13 protein-coding genes and 4 pseudogenes are annotated in these 18,685 nt (G+C 64.7%); 7 read left to right on the top strand and 10 right to left on the bottom strand.

Annotation, left to right across the window (positions count from 1 at the left end):
* Nucleotides 1-151 precede the first annotated feature (151 nt).
* From infB to rimP, 3 genes are all read right to left on the bottom strand, one after another.
* Nucleotides 152-3,073: a translation initiation factor IF-2 gene (infB, locus tag OKW37_RS11030; protein WP_429509818.1), complete on the bottom strand. Its 2,922-nt coding sequence runs from the start codon at nucleotides 3,071-3,073 to the stop codon at nucleotides 152-154.
* A gap of 94 nt (nucleotides 3,074-3,167) precedes the next feature.
* Entirely contained in the window at nucleotides 3,168-4,643 is a 1,476-nt protein-coding gene (gene nusA / locus OKW37_RS11025) for a transcription termination factor NusA (RefSeq protein WP_176120042.1), read from the bottom strand.
* A complete protein-coding gene (gene rimP, locus OKW37_RS11020; RefSeq protein ID WP_184066771.1) occupies nucleotides 4,640-5,098 on the bottom strand; it encodes a ribosome maturation factor RimP in 459 nt (152 codons plus the stop codon). The genes nusA and rimP overlap by 4 nt, the downstream gene beginning before the upstream one ends.
* Nucleotides 5,099-5,752: 654 nt before the next feature.
* On the opposite strand from rimP, the pseudogene OKW37_RS11015 reads away from it, so the two are divergent.
* Nucleotides 5,753-6,219, top strand: a pseudogene (locus OKW37_RS11015) (IS110 family transposase); the annotation flags it as partial.
* Between the two features lie 302 nt (nucleotides 6,220-6,521).
* On the opposite strand, the pseudogene rluB reads toward OKW37_RS11015, so the two are convergent.
* The 4 genes and pseudogenes from rluB to OKW37_RS10995 all read right to left on the bottom strand — a co-directional run bounded on the left by rluB (nucleotide 6,522) and on the right by OKW37_RS10995 (nucleotide 12,102).
* A pseudogene (gene rluB, locus OKW37_RS11010) lies at nucleotides 6,522-8,298 on the bottom strand (23S rRNA pseudouridine(2605) synthase RluB).
* Between the two features lie 63 nt (nucleotides 8,299-8,361).
* Entirely contained in the window at nucleotides 8,362-9,414 is a 1,053-nt protein-coding gene (gene scpB, locus OKW37_RS11005) for an SMC-Scp complex subunit ScpB (RefSeq protein ID WP_429406526.1), read from the bottom strand.
* Nucleotides 9,415-9,788: 374 nt separating this feature from the next.
* Entirely contained in the window at nucleotides 9,789-11,009 is a 1,221-nt protein-coding gene (locus OKW37_RS11000; protein WP_429406528.1) for a pyridoxal phosphate-dependent aminotransferase, read from the bottom strand.
* Nucleotides 11,010-11,199: 190 nt separating this feature from the next.
* Nucleotides 11,200-12,102 (bottom strand): LysR family transcriptional regulator, encoded by a 903-nt coding sequence (locus OKW37_RS10995; protein ID WP_184029942.1) that lies wholly within the window; start codon nucleotides 12,100-12,102, stop codon nucleotides 11,200-11,202.
* A 403-nt stretch (nucleotides 12,103-12,505) separates the two neighbouring features.
* On the opposite strand from OKW37_RS10995, the pseudogene OKW37_RS10990 reads away from it, so the two are divergent.
* Nucleotides 12,506-12,901: pseudogene (locus OKW37_RS10990) on the top strand (transposase); the annotation flags it as partial.
* Nucleotides 12,902-13,235: 334 nt separating this feature from the next.
* The gene (locus OKW37_RS10985) at nucleotides 13,236-13,487 is read left to right on the top strand and encodes a hypothetical protein (protein WP_090804114.1); all 252 of its coding nucleotides are present in this window, start codon (nucleotides 13,236-13,238) and stop codon (nucleotides 13,485-13,487) included.
* A gap of 372 nt (nucleotides 13,488-13,859) precedes the next feature.
* On the opposite strand, the gene OKW37_RS10980 is transcribed toward OKW37_RS10985, so the two are convergent.
* A complete protein-coding gene (locus tag OKW37_RS10980; RefSeq protein ID WP_429406530.1) occupies nucleotides 13,860-14,183 on the bottom strand; it encodes a hypothetical protein in 324 nt (107 codons plus the stop codon).
* 265 nt (nucleotides 14,184-14,448) lie between these two features.
* On the opposite strand from OKW37_RS10980, the gene OKW37_RS10975 reads away from it, so the two are divergent.
* From OKW37_RS10975 to OKW37_RS10965, 3 genes are all read left to right on the top strand, one after another.
* Nucleotides 14,449-15,168, top strand: coding sequence for a YdcF family protein (locus OKW37_RS10975; protein ID WP_429406532.1), 720 nt, complete (start codon nucleotides 14,449-14,451; stop codon nucleotides 15,166-15,168).
* Nucleotides 15,169-15,367: 199 nt separating this feature from the next.
* Nucleotides 15,368-15,607 carry a hypothetical protein gene (locus OKW37_RS10970; protein ID WP_090804113.1) on the top strand — a complete coding sequence of 80 codons (240 nt, stop codon included), beginning with the start codon at nucleotides 15,368-15,370 and terminating at the stop codon, nucleotides 15,605-15,607.
* Between the two features lie 235 nt (nucleotides 15,608-15,842).
* Nucleotides 15,843-16,100, top strand: a complete 258-nt coding sequence (locus OKW37_RS10965) for a DNA-binding protein (protein WP_090804111.1) — start codon at nucleotides 15,843-15,845, stop codon at nucleotides 16,098-16,100.
* An 83-nt stretch (nucleotides 16,101-16,183) separates the two neighbouring features.
* Here OKW37_RS10965 and OKW37_RS10960 read toward each other — a convergent pair.
* Nucleotides 16,184-16,342: pseudogene (locus tag OKW37_RS10960) on the bottom strand (putative quinol monooxygenase); the annotation flags it as partial.
* Nucleotides 16,343-16,834: 492 nt separating this feature from the next.
* On the opposite strand from OKW37_RS10960, the gene OKW37_RS10955 reads away from it, so the two are divergent.
* On the top strand, nucleotides 16,835-18,130 hold the full coding sequence (locus tag OKW37_RS10955; protein WP_429357181.1) for a sensor domain-containing phosphodiesterase: 1,296 nt from the start codon (nucleotides 16,835-16,837) through the stop codon (nucleotides 18,128-18,130).
* A 12-nt stretch (nucleotides 18,131-18,142) separates the two neighbouring features.
* On the opposite strand, the gene arfB is transcribed toward OKW37_RS10955, so the two are convergent.
* Complete coding sequence (gene arfB, locus OKW37_RS10950; RefSeq protein ID WP_429406534.1) at nucleotides 18,143-18,547, bottom strand: alternative ribosome rescue aminoacyl-tRNA hydrolase ArfB; 405 nt, start codon at nucleotides 18,545-18,547, stop codon at nucleotides 18,143-18,145.
* Nucleotides 18,548-18,685 lie beyond the last annotated feature (138 nt).

Raw genomic sequence — 18,685 nt, 5'->3', positions numbered from 1 at the left:
ACGACGGCGTCGCGGTCGCCGCGGCGGGGTGAGAGTCCATTTGCGACGAACGCGGCAGCCAAGCCAGCAACAAACTCGACACTGCGGGCTCAAAAACAACGGGCGGAGCGGGCGTCAAGCCCGTTCCGCCCGTTGTGCCGTGCCGCGTGAATTACAGCGTACGCGCGACTTCGGTGACCTCGAAGACTTCGAACTGATCGCCTTCGACGATATCGTTGAAGTTCTTGATCGACATACCGCACTCGAAGCCCTGACGGACTTCCTTCACATCGTCCTTGAACCGCTTGAGCGAATCGAGCTCGCCCGTGAAGATGACGACGTTGTTGCGCAGCACGCGCACCGACGACGAGCGCTTGACGAAACCGTCCGTGACCATACAGCCGGCCACCGTGCCGACCTTCGGCACCTTGAATACCTGGCGTACTTCCACCGTGCCGGTCACGACTTCGCGCTTCTCCGGCGCCAGCATGCCCGACATTGCCGCCTTCACCTCATCCACGGCGTCGTAGATGATGTTGTAGTAGCGGATGTCGACGCCATTAGCTTCCGCGAGCTTGCGAGCCTGCGCATCCGCGCGGGTGTTGAAGCCGATGATGACCGCCTTCGACGCCGTCGCGAGATTGACGTCCGACTCGCTGATGCCGCCGACCGCTCCGTGCACGATCTGCACGCGTACTTCGTCGGTGGAGAGCTTCTGCAGCGACTGCACCAGCGCTTCCTGCGAACCCTGCACGTCGGCCTTGACGATGAGCGGCAGGTACTGCACTTCGCCCTCGCCCATCTGCTCGAGCATGTTCTCGAGCTTCGCGGCCTGCTGCTTTGCGAGCTTGACGTCGCGGAACTTGCCCTGACGGAACAGCGCAACTTCACGCGCCTTGCGCTCGTCCGGCATCACGATTACTTCTTCGCCAGCCTGCGGCACTTCCGACAGACCCTGGATTTCGACCGGAATCGACGGACCCGCGGACTTGGTCGGCTTGCCGGTTTCGTCGAGCATGGCACGCACGCGACCGTAGGCGCTGCCTGCCAGCACGACGTCGCCGCGGTTCAGCGTACCTGACTGGACGAGGATCGTTGCGACCGGACCCTTACCCTTGTCAAGCTTCGCTTCGATGACGAGACCCTTGGCCGGCGATTCGACCGGTGCCTTCAGCTCCAGCACCTCGGCCTGCAGCAGCACGTTTTCGAGCAGATCGTCGATGCCCGCGCCGGTCTTCGCCGACACCGGCACGAACGGCGAGTCGCCGCCGTACTCTTCCGGCACGACGCCTTCCGTGACGAGCTCCTGCTTCACGCGCTCCGGATTCGCTTCCGGCTTGTCGATCTTGTTGATCGCGACGACGAGCGGCACACCGCCAGCCTTCGCGTGGGAGATCGCTTCCTTCGTCTGCGGCATCACGCCGTCGTCGGCCGCCACCACCAGGATCACGATATCGGTCGCCTTCGCACCGCGGGCACGCATTGCCGTAAAGGCTTCGTGACCCGGCGTGTCGAGGAACGTGATCACGCCGCGCGGCGTTTCGACGTGGTAGGCGCCGATGTGCTGCGTAATGCCGCCCGCTTCGCCTGCCGCAACCTTCGCGCGGCGGATGTAGTCGAGCAGCGAGGTCTTGCCGTGGTCGACGTGGCCCATCACCGTGACGACCGGCGGACGTGGCAGCGCTTCGGCGTCGCTCGCTTCGCCTTCGACCAGCATGGCTTCCGGATCGTCCAGCTTCGCCGCGAGCGCATGGTGGCCCAGTTCCTCGACGATGATCATCGCCGTTTCCTGGTCCAGCATCTGGTTGATCGTGACCATCTGGCCGAGCTTCATCATCACCTTGATGACTTCCGAAGCCTTCACCGCCATCTTGTGCGCGAGATCCGCGACCGTGACGGTTTCCGGCACATGCACTTCACGCACGATCGGTTCGGTCGGCGCCTGGAACGTGGTGCTCTGCTCCTGATGCTTGCCACGCCCCTTCGGACCGCCGCGCCAGCCACGATCGACGCCGCCGCTCGAATCGCCGCGCGTCTTGATGCCGCGGCGCTTCGCTGCATCGTCCTGCCAGCCGCTCTTACCGCCGCCCGGCTTCTTCTTGTCGCCCGCCGACGGTGCGCTCGCGGGCGCCGGAGTCGCGGCGGTTGCCGGCTTTCTCGCTGCCGGGCGCGCCGGTGCTTCACCAGCCGGACGCGCCGGCTTATGCAGCGTGCCCTTGGCTTCGGCCGCCTTGGCCGGCTCGGCGGGCTTCGGTGCCGGTTCCGGCGCCTTCACCTGCGCCTTGCGCGGCGTGTTCATCATTTCGCGAATCGCGCGCGCTTCGGCTTCGGCCGCCGCGCGGCGCTTGGCGATTTCTTCCTGTTCGGCGCGCGCCTTTTCGGCGGCCACGCGGGCGGCGTCTTCCGCTTTCTTCGCGGCTTCGCGTTGCGCGGCGCGTTCCGCTGCCGCGAGTTCGTCGTCCTGCTCGTTTGCCTTCTCGGCAACCGGTGCAGCGGCTTTCGCCGCCGCCTGCTGGGCCTTCTCGCGAGCCGCCGCCTCGGCCGTAGCCGCTGCGCGCTTCTTTGCATCTTCTTCCGCGCGCTGACGCTCGGCTTCCGCGGCCTGCTCGCGCGCCTGACGGTCGACTTCTTCGCGCTCGAGCTGTTCCTGGCGCGCCTTCAGCTCCTGCGCCTGCTTTTCGAGCAGCTCAGCTTCGTGACGTGCTTCTTCCTCACGACGCTGCAGTTCGAGATCTTCTGCGTCCGCGTTCTCGGCCACATGATTCGATGCATCCCCGCCTTCCGCGACAGTCTCGTCGCGGCGGACGAACGTGCGCTTCTTGCGCACCTCGACCTGAATGGTGCGAGCTTTGCCCGTCGCATCGGACTGCTTGATCTCCGACGTATGCCGTTTCGTCAGCGTGATCTTGCGCTTGTCTGCATCAGTCGAGCCGTGAGACTTGCGCAAGTGGTCGAGCAGACGCGCCTTGTCCGTTTCGGACAAGGAGTCGGCTTCGCTCGCTTTTGTGACGCCAGCTGCCTGCAGCTGCTCAAGCAGCACGCCTGCAGGCATTTTCAGTTCCGCGGCAAATTGGGCTACGTTGTTACTCGCCATTCATTCCTCTTAATGCAAGGACCGATTCCTTGCGGTTAGCATCGGGTCATGCGGCCTGACGGCCGCGTTCAATTCAGTGCGCCATGGTCATTTCTCACTGGAACCAGTGTTCACGTGCTTTCATGATCAACGCCTTAGCGGCATCCTCTCCCATCCCAGTCATCTCGACCAGTTCATCCACGGCCAGCTCGGCGAGTTCGTCGCGCGTCTGGATCTGATGTTCGGCCAGTTTCGCGAGCAGGTCGGCGTCCATGCCGTCCAGGCTCTTCAGGTCGAGCGCTACATTCTCGACCTTTTCTTCGTTCGCGATCGCCATCGTCAACAGCGCGTCGCGCGAGCGGTTGCGCAGTTCGTGAACGGTGTCTTCGTCGAATGCCTCGATTTCGAGCATTTCGTTGAGCGGCACGTAGGCGATCTCTTCAAGGCTCGTGAAGCCTTCGTCGATCAGGATGTCGGCGACTTCCTCGTCGACATCGAGACGCGCCATGAACAGGTCGCGCAGGACGCCGCGCTCCTGATTCTGCTTCTGCGCAGATTCGTCCGGCGTCATGATGTTGATCTGCCAGCCGGTGAGCTCGCTGGCAAGCCGCACGTTCTGGCCGCTGCGGCCGATCGCGACCGCGAGTTCGTTCTCGTCGACGACGACGTCCATCGAATGCTTTTCTTCATCGACGACGATCGACTGCACGGCTGCCGGCGCGAGCGCACCGATCACGAACTGGGCGGGGTCTTCCGACCATAGCACGATGTCGACGTTTTCGCCACCGAGCTCGTTGCGTACGGCCTGCACGCGCGAGCCGCGAATACCGACGCAGGTGCCGATCGGATCGATGCGCTTGTCATAAGCCACCACGCCGATCTTTGCGCGCACGCCCGGATCGCGAGCCGCCGCCTTGATCTCGAGCAGGCCCTGCTCGATTTCCGGCACTTCCATCTCGAACAGCTTCATCAGGAATTCCGGCGCCGTACGCGACAGCTCGATCTGCGGACCACGCGCGGTGCGGTCGACCTTCGCGATATACGCGCGCACGCGGTCGCCCACCCGAAGGTTTTCCTTCGGGATCAGCTGGTCGCGGCGCAGCAACGCTTCGACGCGACCCGATTCGACGATGAAGTTGCCCTTGTCGAGGCGCTTCACCGAGCCGGTCATGATGTGTTCGCCGCGCTCGAGGAAGTCGTTCAGGATCTGCTCGCGCTCGGCGTCGCGCACCTTCTGCAGGATCACCTGCTTGGCGGCCTGCGCGCCGATACGGCCGAATTCGATCGACGGCACCGGCTCCTCGATGAACTCGTCGAGCTGAATATCGGGCTGCTGCTCGCGCGCCTCGAACAGAAGAATTTCCTGATCCGGTTCCTGCAGACCTGCTTCGTCCGGCACCACCTTCCAGCGGCGAAACGTTTCGTGCTCGCCGCTTTCACGGTCGATGTGGACGCGGATATCCGCATCTTCTTCGAAGAGTTTCTTGGAGGCCGAAGCGAGAGCCGCTTCGAGCGCGGCAAATACCACGTCCTTATCGACATTCTTCTCGCGTGCCAGCGCATCCACCAGCATCAACACTTCGCGACTCATTGTTTGCGGCTCCTAAAGTCAACTTTCGGAACAAGGCGCGCCTTGTCCATGTCCGCGAGCGTGAAATCGAGCATCGCGGCCCCTTCTTTTCCTTCAAATTCCAGACCGATCGTCTCGCCTTGCGGAGCACGCAAAATGCCCCGGTACGATTTCCGACCGTCCAATGGCTTTTTCAGTGTGATAACCGCTTCGCTGCCCGCGAAACGTTCAAAATCCGCCAGTTTCTTCAGCGGGCGATCGAGACCGGGTGACGATACTTCGAGCCGCTCGTAATCGATATTTTCGACCGTCAGAACGTGCTGGAGCTGACGCGTGACTTTCTCGCAGTCTTCGATTGCGATGCCGGCTGGCTGGTCGATATAGATACACAACATGCCGCGCCCGGTGCGCTCGAGATCGACGAGCTCGTAGCCGAGTCCCACGACCGTGGTTTCAATCAGTTCCGTCAGTTGCACAGTGCCCTCTTAGATGTTCGCGCAGCGAGCCTCGCCTCTTCTGCAAACAACCAATGCGGGCCGCGCGCCAAGCCGGCGCACGTTCGTGCGAACCCGAGATGCCGAACCACGATGAACTGAGCGGCAAAAAAAAATGGGCTGAACGCCCATCATCTTATTGCCGGTGGTCGCACCTGAGCCGCACATGAAACCGTACGCCCAGCGACTTCGCGATTGTAGCCATTTTCCGGCCCAAACGCAATCCGCGGAACGCCGGGCGATGTGCATTTCCGCTTGAATTGATAGGAATCTTTCGACAATGTGGCGGCAAATCCGGGCTTTTGCAAGGTCGCCCGAGCCGTCGGGAAGGGGAGCCGGACGGGCTACGCCAACACTTTGCGGCGATGCGTCCTGTCGGTCTTCAGCGCAGTTTCGCACGGCGTTTGACGCATCGGAACGCCGTGCGAACGCGGCAAACAACAGGCGGCATAAAATCGCCAAAAACGATAAACGGCTCGGCCGGGAAGCACTCGACATTGCTAGTCAGTATGCAGTATGACTCCCGTGAGGCAATGGCTGGCCCGCCGTAAGGAATCAAGCGCGGGTTAGCATTGCTGCCAGAGCAGCACAGTGCGGACACGGCCGCTCCCGGCGATTTCCGGCACGGAGGCCAGCATGGAAGACGATAGCACGCTGTGCGTCGGTCTCGATGTACGCAAGGACTCGATCACGGTCGCGTATGCGCCGGGCTCGGGCGAAGTCGAACTGCTGGGCAAGATCGGTATGACGCGGGCTGATATCGATCACCTGTGCCGGCGCCTGCAGTCGAATGTGCGGCACATCTGCGTTGTCTGCGAGGCCGGTCCATGCGGCTACGGACTTTACCGGCAGTTCGTGCAGAAGGGATTCGGGTGCATCGTGTGCGCCCGATCGCTGATTCCGAAAAAACCGGGTGAACGGATCAAGACTGAGCGGCGTGATGCGATCAAGCTTGTGCGGTCTTTGCGCGCCGGTGACCTCTCCGCGGTGTACGTGCCGAGCGACGACGAAGCGTTCCGCGATCTGGCACGGACGTGGGTGGCGCCAAAGACGACCTGAAGCGCGCACGGCAACGCGTGAAGGCCTTTCTACTCTCGCTTGGGACGAGTAACCCGCGACCAGGCTACGCAACGGACTACTGCATCCGACTTGCGGTTCCAGATAGCGGCAGGCTCATTGGGCGGACATCTGTAGTGCGGTACCCAACCCGCGGATATCAGCTTGATCCACCGCCGAAATGTACTGCTACGCCGCCCTGAGGAAATTCCGGCAACGTGAATTCGAGAAACTAAAAACCCGATCCCAATTGACACCGGGAGTCATATCAGCCTGGCAGGTCATGCGAACTGCACCAAAGGGTATGGCCGTTCAACGGCCACCCCTCAAACGCGGTACAGCGCCCCGCTCAACGGCCGCGCGAGCGACCGCGCGCCGTGCCGCCGCCACGATTCGCGCCGCCCGAACCCGCGTTGCCGCCGGCACGGTTGGCGTTGCCGCCACGATTGCCGCCCGGCCCGCGATTGCCGCCGCTGTCGCCGGACGCGCCGGCACGCTTGCCGCCAGTGCGCGCACGGTTGCCGTTGGGCGACGACGCGCGGTTGCCGTCGACGTCGCGGCCGCGCTGCCCCCCGGCGCCGCGATTGCCCACACCGACACCAGAACCAGTGCCGGCCCCCCATCCCCGCGCCGAAGCCACCGCCCGCCGCGCCACGGCGACCCTGTCCGCGCGGCTGCTGCTCGAAGCGGCTGTGCGACATCAACACCGGCTCGCGGTTGATAAAGCCCATCGACGTCTGCATCGGATCCGGCTGACGACGCTCCGGCGCCGCATTGCGGCTACCGCGCTCCTCAGTCGGCGCCTTCAGGCCGACCGATGCCATCAGTGCGCGCACCTGATTGTCCTCGAGTTCTTCCCAGCGGCCGCGCTTCAGACCACGCGGCAGGGAGATCGGGCCGTGGCGCGTACGGATCAGCCGGCTGACCATCAGGCCGGCCGCTTCGAACATGCGGCGTACCTCGCGATTCCGCCCTTCGGCGAGCGCGACGTGGTACCAGTGATTCGTGCCTTCGCCGCCGCCGTCGCGGATGCGCAAGAAATTCGCCGGGCCGTCCTCGAGTTCGACGCCGTTTAGCAGCTTCTGACGCATACCCTCGGCGAGTTCGCCGACGACACGCACCGCGTATTCGCGCTCGACGCTATAACGCGGATGCATGAACCGGTTCGCGAGATCGCCCGAGGTGGTCAGCATCAGCAGACCTTCGGTGTTGAAGTCGAGACGCCCGACCGCGACCCACTTGGCGGTTTTCATCGGTGGCAGCTTGTCGAACACCGATGGACGGCCTTCCGGGTCCGCGTGGCTGACGATTTCGCCGGTCGGTTTGTGGTACAGCAGCACGCGCGGAGGCTTGCCGGCGACCTTGCGCTTGACCGGCTTGCCGTTGATGCGGACCTGGTCGGTCGGCATGATGCGCTGGCCGATGTGCGCCGGTTCGCCGTTCACCGACACGCGGCCGGCGATGATCAGCTCTTCCATGTCGCGGCGCGAGCCCATGCCCGCCTCGGCGAGCACCTTGTGCAGCTTCGGCGCGTCGTCATCGGGCGACAGCACGCGCTTCGGGGCCGCTGCCTTGCCATGGCGCAGCATCGGCGCGCGTACGCCGCCAGTCGTGGTGTTGTCGGCATCGAATGCGGGCGACGTCACGTATGAGAACAGATCGTCCTGAGCTGACTCCGCGGCCGCATCGGCGCCGCGGCGATTCTGGCGCTGGCCCTCACGTTGACCTTCGCGCGGCTGACGTTCGCGCTGGTCTTCGCGTGATGCGCCCTCGCGCTTCGCACCGCCAGCGTTACGACGCCCGCCCTGTTTCGCACCCGCGTCCTTGCGCGGCGTGCGCACCTGGGCGACGACCTCGCCGTCCGGCGGCGTTTCGGCGACGACCGGCGCGCCTTGCGCGGGCGCGCCCTCGGCTGCCTTCGTCTTCGCGCCGGCGCGGCGTCGCGCGATCAGGCTGCGCGGCCCGCGACGCAGACCGCGGCGGGGGCGCTCTTCGCCCTCTGCTTCCGCGCCATGAGCCGGGCGCTCGCCCTCGCCTGTCGCCGCTTGCGTAGTGCGTTCGTCGGTCCGCGCCGACGGCACGGGGCGCTCGGATTCGGACGAATCGGTGTCGTGGGTATGTGTCAAAACAACCTCAAAATGTCAGGTCGCGCGCGCCCGTTGCGGGCGCGGCAAAAAAGTTCGGTTACGTCAGGCGCTGCGCGACTCGGTTTCGTCGTCGGTCAGAAAACCTGCGTCCTGCGCGGCATCGCGGCGATCCTCGGGATCGTCGTGCGCCGCCTCGATCGGGTTCGGCTCGGCAGCGTGCTCCGTATTGCGAGCCACGCCTGAGCCGTGCGCGGGTGTTGCCGGATCGGTCTGGGCGACCGGATCGTAATGCTGTGCCGAGCCGGCGACGCTGGCATGCGCTGCCGCGGGTGCCGGTTCGGGCTGTTGTTGCATGTCGTGCGGCGCGCTCGACGCGTCTGACGCACTCGACGCATTCGTCGTGCCGGCCTGCCCGGTCGCTTCCGCACGGGGCTCCGGTTCGAGCGTCGACTCGGCTACCGTCTCGGGCGGCGCTGCTTCAAATCCCGACGCGGCGTGCTGCGCCGCTTCCGGCGGAGCCGGCTCGCCAGCCTCACCCGCCATGTCGTGCCCGGCATCCTGCACCGGCTGCTGCATGCTTTGCGCGTCGCCCTCGGCAAACTCGATCGCGTGCTGATCCAGCAGATCCGCGTTCAGTTGTGCGGACGGATCGGCAAGCGGAGGCAACTCGTCAAGCGCCGTTAGACCAAGGTCATCGAGGAACTGCCGCGTGGTCGCATACAGCGCCGGACGCCCCGGCACGTCGCGATGACCGATCACCTCGATCCAGCCGCGATCCTCGAGCTGCTTGACGACCTGCGTATTCACCGTCACACCGCGAATTTCTTCGATATCGCCCCGTGTCACCGGTTGCCGGTAGGCAATGATCGCGAGCGTTTCGAGCACCGCGCGCGAATATTTCGGCGGTTTTTCCGGATGCAGCCGATCCAGGTACGAACGCATCGCGGGCTTGCTTTGAAACCGCCAGCCCGACGCCAGCCCGACCAGCTCCACACCGCGCCCAGACCAGTCCCGCTTCAGGTCTTCGAGCAAGGTCCGAACAGTGTCCGCCGACACGCCGTCGGCAAAGAGCTTGCGCAATTCGCCGAGCTTTAACGGCTCCTGCGCGCAGATCAAGGCAGTCTCGAGGACGATCTTCGCCTCTTGGGTATTCATGCAGCTAGGTCAGACCCTGTGGTCAAAGAACCGGATCAAACAGACGATGTGGAACTGAAGACGCGCTCGCCCGATTCTGATCGGTCATATTGATGGGAGCACGCACCGGGGGGTGGCGAACAGACTTATCGAGCCAGACCCAGCCGGACGGAGCGGCGATATTCCTGAAAGGAATCGCGTGACTGAGCGCCATATTACGCAAAAACGACCGGGGCGTAAAGCCGCGATCTGCCGTGCATCTTCTGCTGCGGCGCCGACCGGTGTAGCCGCGCCCGCCCGCGTCGAGTCGACAGCAAGAAGATTCTGACGATTCGCGGCTTTTCGCAGCTCACGGTGCGTCAACACGAAGCGCGGGGGCGTACGAGGCCGCATGATCAGGCCCCGGCGTGGCGCGCCAGAAACCGCGTCAAGCGCTCGACGCCGGCATCGAGCCGCACCGTATCGCACGCATAGCACCAGCGCACGAACCCCTCGCCCTGCGGCCCGAACGCGCTGCCCGGTGCCACGCCGAGCCCGACCTCCCGCACCATCGCCTTGCACAAATCGAGACTGCGCGTCGAGCCCGGCATCGAGAAGAACAGATACATCGCGCCCAGCGGGGCCTTCACATCGACGCCGGGAACCGCCGACAGCGCGCGCACCAGATGATCGCGCGACGTCCTCAGGTCGCGCACCAGCTGCTGCGTAAAACGCTCGCCCTGCTCGAGCGCCGCGACGCCCGCCTGCTGCACGAACGACGGCGCGCACGACGTGTTGTACTCGACCAGCTTCGCCAGGTCGTCCATCAACGCGGTCGGCGCGACGATCCAGCCGAGCCGCCACCCCGTCATCAGCCAGGCTTTCGAGAACGAATTCACGCAGATCACGCGTTCGTCGCGTGTCGCGAGGTCGAGAAACGATGGCGCGGTGCGCACACCGGCCGCCTGGGCAGCGTCATCGCCGGGATAGTAGAGCCGCTCATAGACCTCGTCCGCGACGATCCAGATGCCGTGCCGCCGGCAATGTTCGAGCACGCTGCGCTGGTCGTCGCGATTCATCACCCAGCCGGTCGGGTTGTTCGGCGAGTTGATCATCAGCATCTTCGTGTCAGGCGTCAGCGCGGTCAGCAATTGCCCGACGTCGAGCTCCCAGCCGCGTTCGCCGTAGCCGAGCGCGACGGTTTCGACATGCGCGCCGAGAATCTTCGGGATTTCGACCAGATTCGGCCATAGCGGCGTCACCGCGACGACGCGGTCGCCGTCGCCGACCACCAGCTGCGCGGCGAGCATCAGCGCGTTGACGCCCGCGCTCGTGACCGCGACGTGCTCGGGCGACGTCGCCCCGTGCAACTCGCTGACGTAGCCCGCAAGTGCCGCGCGCAATGGCGCGATGCCGAGATTGTGCGTGTAAAACGTCGCGCCGGCGGCGAGCGCGGCGCTCGCGGCGTCGCGAATGAATGCGGGTGTGACGCGATCGGACTCGCCGAACCAGAACGGCAGCACGTCGTCGACGCCGAAACCGGCGTTCGCGACTTCACGGATTTGCGATGGACGCAGCGCGCGTACGGCGTCGCGCGCATTCGGGATGGAGAGCACGGGCAGGTCCAATTCGCTCATCGAGGCTTCCGGGTGGGTGAAGGATAAGAGGCTCGGGGCGCAACCGCGAAGGCGTGCGCGATGAAGATGGTAGTTTAACGCGCCGGGTAACCGGACAGCGGCGCAGCGAGTAGCGGTAGGCGGCGTGTGGGCGGCGGGCCGCGCCCGGCGCCAATCCACCAGTCGAACGGATCGCACGCGATCCCGCCCGTTAATTCAACTCCTCGGCCCGGCCCGGCAACTGGCGGATCAGATTCCACACCGCCTCGGCCGCGGGCGACAGCGACCGGTCGCGCCGCCGCACCAGTTCGACGAGGCGTTCCGCGCGCGGCACCAGCGGACGCGCGACCAGCGACGCCCCCGCCGGCAGCGGCAGCGCGAGCCACGGCAGCACGCTGATCCCGACGCCCGCCTCGACGAGCCCGAACACCGTCGCCGAATGGCCGAGTTCCTGCACCACGGTGGCGTTCACGCCCTGCGCCTGCATCACGGCATCGATGAGGGGGCGGCTGCCGGACGCATAATCGAGCATCACGAGTTGCTCGCCGTCGAGGTCCTTCCACGTAACCTGCTTGCGCGCGGCGAGCCGGTGATCGTCACGCGACACGATGCAGAACGAGTCCGTCATCAGCGTCTCGCTGAGCAGATCGTCGTCGGAGAACGGGCCGATGATCACGCCGAAGTCCACTTCACCCGACTTCACCTTGCGCACTACGTCGCTTTGCACGTCGTCGCGCAGCCCAAGCGTCACGTAAGGAAACTGCTGTCCGCACGACGCGACTACGCGCGGCATCAACCGGCACGCGACGGTCGGGCTCGCCGCGACCACCACGCGTCCGCGGCGCTGCTCGCCGATTTCGCGGATCTCGCGCAACGCGTCGTCGAGATCCCCCAGCAGCCGCGACACACTCGCCACGAGGTTGCCGCCTACGTCGGTTAGTTGCACTTCGCGCGTCGTGCGATCGATGAGCTTCAGGCCGATCTCGCTTTCGAGCTCGCGTACGCAGCGACTGACCGCCGACTGCGTGAGGCCGATTTCGGCGCCGGCCCGACTGAAGCTTTGCAAGCGCGCCACCTCGATGAAAACCCTGAGCTGTCGCAGCGTCACATTCATTTGTTCACCTCATCAATAGCGCAGCTTGATGCGCATTGTACGACCAAATACATGCGGCATAGCACCGTCCACGTGGGCGCTGCAATGCAGCAAAAAAGCGCGAACGCACGCCGGCCGGGCTTTTCTGCCCCAGATTGGTGATTGTCCCGATTTGCGAGATGGGTTTTTTGGATTCTTATACGGCCCTGGCTGGCGCCCGCGTTGGCCCGCCGCCACGGGGCTTTCAGGCAATCGGCAGCAGATTGGCACACTTCGTGCGTTGTGAAACGCACAGGGAGGGCGCCCTGATTTCCGATGGCAATCCGTGGCAAGCCCGTCCCCTTTGGCACTCGCCTATCGAGTGCGTGAAGAGTGCGCGGCGCGGGGCAGCGCACCGGAGTTAGCTTCGCTGAGGTGAAACATGATGCTGTTCGACGATTTGAGAGATAACGAATGGGCGCTGGTCGAGGCTTTGTTCTGCGCCGAGCCGGCGCGCAGCGAACGGCGCGGTCGACCGCGCGTGGAAGCTCGGGCGGTGGTCAACGCCGTGCTTTGGGTGTTGTCGACAGGCGAAGGCTGGTCCAAGTTGCCGGGCCGCTACCCGTCCCCCCCGACTTGCCGCCGGCGCTTCGACGAGTGGCAAGCCGATGGCACGCTCGCTGAAATTGTGAAACGGCTTGGCACGAGCGGCCGCGAAATCTCGTTGCGCGGCCGGATCGGCGCAACGGCCGCGAAACCGCCGGCACCGCCGAGCCGCGACCGCCTACGCGGCGCGTTCTGGACCAATCCGGAATCGTGGCGCGCGCCGGTCAAGATGGCCTGACGCGAAACTACGCGGTCACCGGGCGCCTGTAGGCACCCGGTTTTTTATCCAGCCGACTTTCCACGATTGCGTGCGCGCCCACGACCCGCCAGCATTTGACGGTCGCCGCGAGACGCTGTCTTCTCCGCTTCGCGCGCCCCTTTCGTCGCGCCTCCCGCACCACCGCCACAGCGCTCCTTGCGCGCTGCCTCAGACTGCCAAACTACCCGATAGCTCCGGGTGAAACATCCATTTACTATTAATTACAGCGTGCTTTCGTCCCCCGGCATACGTTAATACTTATGCAAACAGGCCTTGAGTCGAGGGGCTCGAGGTTGAGGGGGATTTCGGAATGAAACCAATGTCACTGGTGTTGTGCGGCATTGTGATTTCATCGATGGCCGCGCCCGCAATTGCGCAACAACGCCCGCAAGGGTGGAACTGGCGCCCGGACCGCCAAGCCACGCTGGAAGCGTGGCAGCAGAGCGAGGCCCATAATCGCGACTTCACGCCGCCGACGCCGCGTGGCGATCTGCGCGGCGATATCGCCAGCAATGTGCGGGCACGGCCCGATGCGCCGCGTGAGGATCAGCGGCGGCGTTGATTTGCCAAGTCGCCGCTCGGACGGCGCGTCGCGCGACGCGGTGCCCAGTATCTTGCATTGCGCACTTACGATCGGGGAACCACCGGACGCGGCACCAGTCTGACTCAACGCCATTAGCACAGCGTGGCAGTAGTAATTCCGGTATGCCCGTATCTTCGTGATACGGGCTTTTTTTCGCCCTCGAGGCGTTGATGGCATGAAAGGCGCGCAACGGCAACGACCTGCGCGGATCGCGTCGCCGCCTTGTCGATGGGAAGCCGAGATTCGCCCCGGGACGCGCCCGGCGACCGGTCGACGTCAGCGACGGCCCGCCGAGGGAGTGACATGCCCGGGCGGACAGTGACTCAGTTCGGATAAGCGATGAACCTTGAGCTAAGATCTGATTTCGGCTGTCGCGGCGGACTGCGGTTCGGCCGCGCCGAGAACATAATCGTTCATGCGTTGCGCTGTCCATGTGAGCAGACGCTCGTCGTGTTCGAGGCGCGCAAACTCCGCTTTGCCGCGTTCGGTGAGCACCGCGATGTCGACGGGAGCATGAAAGCCTGGCGCCGGTGCGACGGTTCGCTGACGAACGGTGTCCATCAGCCCCAGCGCGCGAAGATATTGGAAGACACCTGGCCTTCTGGCCCAGGGAACCTGACGATATTGCGCTCGCCGCAGCGCTTCAAGTACCGCTTCGTTGGAATACGTGGTCATCTCACTTCTTTCTTAAAGTGCAGCTATGACACATTCATGCCCACGCGTCACTGCGCCACCGGCGACGCGCGTAGCACCCGCTCCTGGTCGGAAGCTCGCCGCCTGTCTGACGGCGGATTTCCGCCAGGTGCTGCCTGGTCTCGTTTTCGGAACCCCCGTCAGAACGGCATGTTAGCGTTCTCTCCATGAACCGACGATGCAACCGCCGCGGCGCGATGGCAGGCCCGTGGATTTGTCCCGAAAGACATACGTTACCCCATTTAAATTGATTCTATTCACTTTATTAGCGCTTTTTTTTGCAGCAATCGTGCTATGGAAACGTGCGCGCCGGCCGCTCGTCGTCTGCATGATCGCGCTGTTCTGGCTGCTCGCGGCCGGCTGGCTAGCCGCGCCACTGCTCGATCTGGCGCAGCCGCAACGACAGAGCGCCACGGCCGCCACCTTCGCGCCACGCACCGCGATCATCCTGCTCGGCGGCGGCACGGTCTACGACCACGACCACGTGCTGGTGCCACCGCGCGACGTACTCTCGCGCATCGAGGTCAGCGCGCAGAACTACGCGGCCTGCAAGCGCACGGCGAGCACGTGCCGGGTGATCGTCAGCGGCGGCAATCCGCAGCGGCATAGCGCGACCGAAGCCGACACCTACCTGCTCTATCTGCTGCGTCAGCAGGTGGCGCGCTCGGACATCGTGCTCGAACAAAGCAGCCGCACGACCTATGAGAACGCGCACAACGTCTCGGTTATTGTCGGTCAATCACATTACGACACGTTGATACTTGTCACCTCCGCATATCAGATGCCGCGTGCGCTGCTCGATTTTCAGCGCTTCGGCGTCGAGCCGCAGCCGCAGATTTCGAGCGCGCGGCGCGCGCGGATCGGCGTGCTGCCGCGCTTCGCCAATCTCGTGGCCTCGGAGATAGCGTTGCATGAGCTAATCGGCCTCGCGCAATTTCACCTGTATCGCGCGATCGGCTGGTTCTGACGAACGATGTAGGCCGCTGCGCTCTCGCACTCGAGGACGTCGCAGTTTATTCAACCAGCGTCCAGTTATTACAAAACGTAACAAGTGTTGAGTACGGTTACAAAGCCATCGGCTGGAGAAGAGTTTGCTCGATAGAATGCATTGTCTTTCCCACTGGACAGGCAATACTCGGGTCCACCACCATTCTACGGAGGTAACGATGAAGAAAGTGTCCATGGCGATCCTGGTTTCCTTGTGTGCCGCAGCCGGCGCGGCTCACGCGCAGGACAACGGCATCACGACGAGCACCGATCCGGCGAAGGCCGCCGACGTCGAGCAGCGTGCGCAAGATTTGCAAAACCGCGAGCAGTCGATGGGAAGCGCACCGGCCGCGCCGGCCAAGCATCACAAGATGGCTCCGCATCATCCGAAGAAGGGTGCCGACGCGTCGGGCACCTGAACGACTTCGCGGATCTCGCCTCGCGGCCTCGTCGTGAAGGTGAAAAAGCCGAAGCTGGCAGCGCCGGTTTCGGCTTTTTTTATTTGTGCGACCCGCTCGCTGCTGGCAAGGCACTCCGAGCGCGCACCGGCCTGGCAAGCCGCCGGCGCTCTGCTCTCTGTATGCTAAAGTCGCGCACCGACCGGCGAGCCGCCGGCATCCCCTAACCCGTGCGCACCCTGGTGCGGAGGACAGCATGAGCAACATCCAGCTTGATATCGAATGGACCGAAGCAGCATCTCGCAAGATCGAAAAACTGATGCCGCGTGGCGGTCAGGAAGCGTACCTCGCGCTGCCGCCCGTCGAATGCCTGCCGATGGAAGGCGACGTGCTGTTTCTCGGCCCGGCTGGCAAGCAGGAGCCGTTCATTGTCGCGGAGCGCCAGTATCACCATGACGGCGACGCCGACTGGACCATCATCCTGATTCTCGATGTCCCGCAAGCAACCCACTGATCGCTGACGGCGCGCCGGCGGCCTCAGGGCCGCCCCACCTGTCCAGCATGTCCGCGCGCCGCTGACGCCCGCGCCCGAATTCTGGCGATCTTCGACACCACGCGAATCTCCGCGTGCTCGATCCAATCCGCGGCCGCCTTCTTATAAGCCTGGATACGCGCGGATTTCGCATGCGCCGCGAGCGCATCCTGGCTTTCCCACCGCTCGATGAACACGAACCGGCGCGGCTCCTGCACGTCGCGCCAGAATCCGCCCGGCAGAGCAGTGCCAAGCCCGCCGCCCGAATGGCCGCATCAGCGCCTACAGCGGCACTAGCATGTGAGCACCGTCGGCCTGGAGTTTGGCGGGCGACCACCGGGCGCCCTGCTACCCTCGGCGTGGTACGGTAACTCATTGCGATTGAGAATCGGTTTCGCGCGTGGCAAGCGCGCGGGACGCTCCGGCGCATTACCGCAACGGATTGCCGCACGGCCGTAGGCAGCCGTTTTGCAGACAATTTTCACGCCCATGCGTTTGTGATAACCCGCACATTGTCGCGCGCTGCAAACTGCTAGACTCATTTTGACCAATTCGCCGGAGTCCAGCGTGGCTGGCACCGCCCTTCGTGTTCGCGGGACGCATTCGTTTCGTTCCGGCGGCGCTTCGGGTGTGCGAGCGCTACGCGCCGAATGGGTTTGCGTGCCCCTTCATTCCCTTGCCGCAACGATCCCATGTCAGCTTTCATGCCCGCTTCTATGCCATCCGTCAGCGAATTGACCGTGAGCGGCCTGCTCCCGCACCTGGTCCGCGGCGAGTCGGGCTGGACCGCGACCTGGCGCGCGTTGACATTGCACAGCGTGTTCCAGCCGGTGCTGTCGGTCACGCATCAGTGCGTGGTCGGCTACGAGGGGCTGTTGCGCGCGTTCGATCCGGTCGGTCTGCCCGTCTCGCCCGAAGTATTGTTCTCGGGCACGCGCTCGGCCGCCGAAGCGCGCGAACTCGATCGCATCGCGCGCTGCCTGCATGTGGCGAACTTCATGGAGCAAGGCATCAGCACCGGGTGGCTGTTTCTGAACACGCGCCCGCAGGTGTTCGAAACCGGCTGGCCGCAGCGCGCTTTCATCGACGAGTTGTCCGCGCATTTCGGGCTGCCGCAGGAGCGCATCGTGATCGAAGTGCTCGAGCAGCCCGCCGACGATGAATCCGCCGTCGCCAGCATGCTCGCCGCCTCGCAGCCGCGCGATTTTCTGATCGCGATCGACGACTTCGGCACCGGCTTCTCGAACTTCGATCGCGTGTGGCGCTTCCGCCCCGACATCGTCAAACTCGACCGCTCGCTCGTCGCGCGCGCGGGCAAGCGCGAGGGCGACGAATCGATGATCAGCCATCTGATCGCGATGCTGCATCAGTCGGGCACGCTCGTGCTCGCCGAAGGCGTCGAAACCGATGAAGAGCTGATGATCCTGATGCAGGCCGACGTCGATTTCGTGCAGGGGTTCTGGTTCGGTCAGCCAGAGAGCAGCGTGCTGGCCGCCTGCACGAAGGTGCCTGCGCTCGTCGCGTCGATCTGGAGCAAGTTCGCCGAATACGAGCGTGCGCACGCCGGCCACCAGCGGCTCGGGTTCGAGGGCTTCGCGGAAGCGGTGCTGGCCGCCGCCGACACCTACAAGGCGACCGGTGACCTCGAACAGGCCGCGCAAAAGGTCTGGCATCTGCCCGAAGCGCGCCGCGTGTTCCTCACCGACGGCCTGGGCGAGCAGACCCAGCCTTCGGTGACGGCGGCGTCGGTCCCGCCGCCTCCGAAGCGGCTCGCGCCGCTCTATACGGAGACGCGCAGCAACTGGTCGCGTCGCGCGTATTTCCGGCACGCGCTCGCGGCGCCGGGCCGCGTCGCGATGATGGGGCCGCATTATTCGCTCGCCGATGGTCAGGACTGCTACACCGCGGCGATCGCGTTCGAGCGCGACGGCACGCACGTGCTGTGCGTCGACTTCGTGCCGGAGGCGTCGCCGCCGGATGTGCGCACCGGCACACGCGGCGCGAGACGTTAGCGACCCACGCCGCTACTCGTGCACGCGGCCGCGCCCCGTCTTGACCTCGCTGCGCCTCGCCTTGCTGTCGAGCCGCCGCAGGTTCGACGCGCGGGTCGGCCGCGTCGCGACCCGATGCTTGCGGGTCACGCTGACGCTTTCGATCAGTTCATCGAGCCGCGCGAGCGCCGCCGCGCGGTTCATCTCCTGGGTCCGATGCTCCTGCGCCTTGATGATCACGACGCCGTCGCGCGTGAGCCGGTGGTCGGACAGCGCGAGCAGACGCATCTTCAGCACTTCCGGCAGCGACGAGGCACGCACGTCGAAACGCAGATGGATCGCGCTCGACACCTTGTTGACGTTCTGGCCACCCGCCCCCTGCGCGCGCACGGCGGTCAATTCGATTTCGTTGGGCGGGACCGGATAGCGGGATGTCATGGGTGGTCGGCAAGGAAGATGCGTCAGTGTACAAGCGCTCGACGCGAGATGCCCGAACTCGCGGGAAGGCGGCGGAGCGCCCGGTGCGGCGCCCGGCGGCACCGGCTCGCGAACGCTACGAAAAAAACCATTTGCGTC

This window comes from Paraburkholderia sp. MM5482-R2 (assembly GCF_050436125.1).
Lineage (GTDB): Bacteria > Pseudomonadota > Gammaproteobacteria > Burkholderiales > Burkholderiaceae > Paraburkholderia > Paraburkholderia tuberum.
Note: the sequence above shows the minus strand (reverse complement) of the source record. Positions and strands in the feature narration are given on the sequence as shown.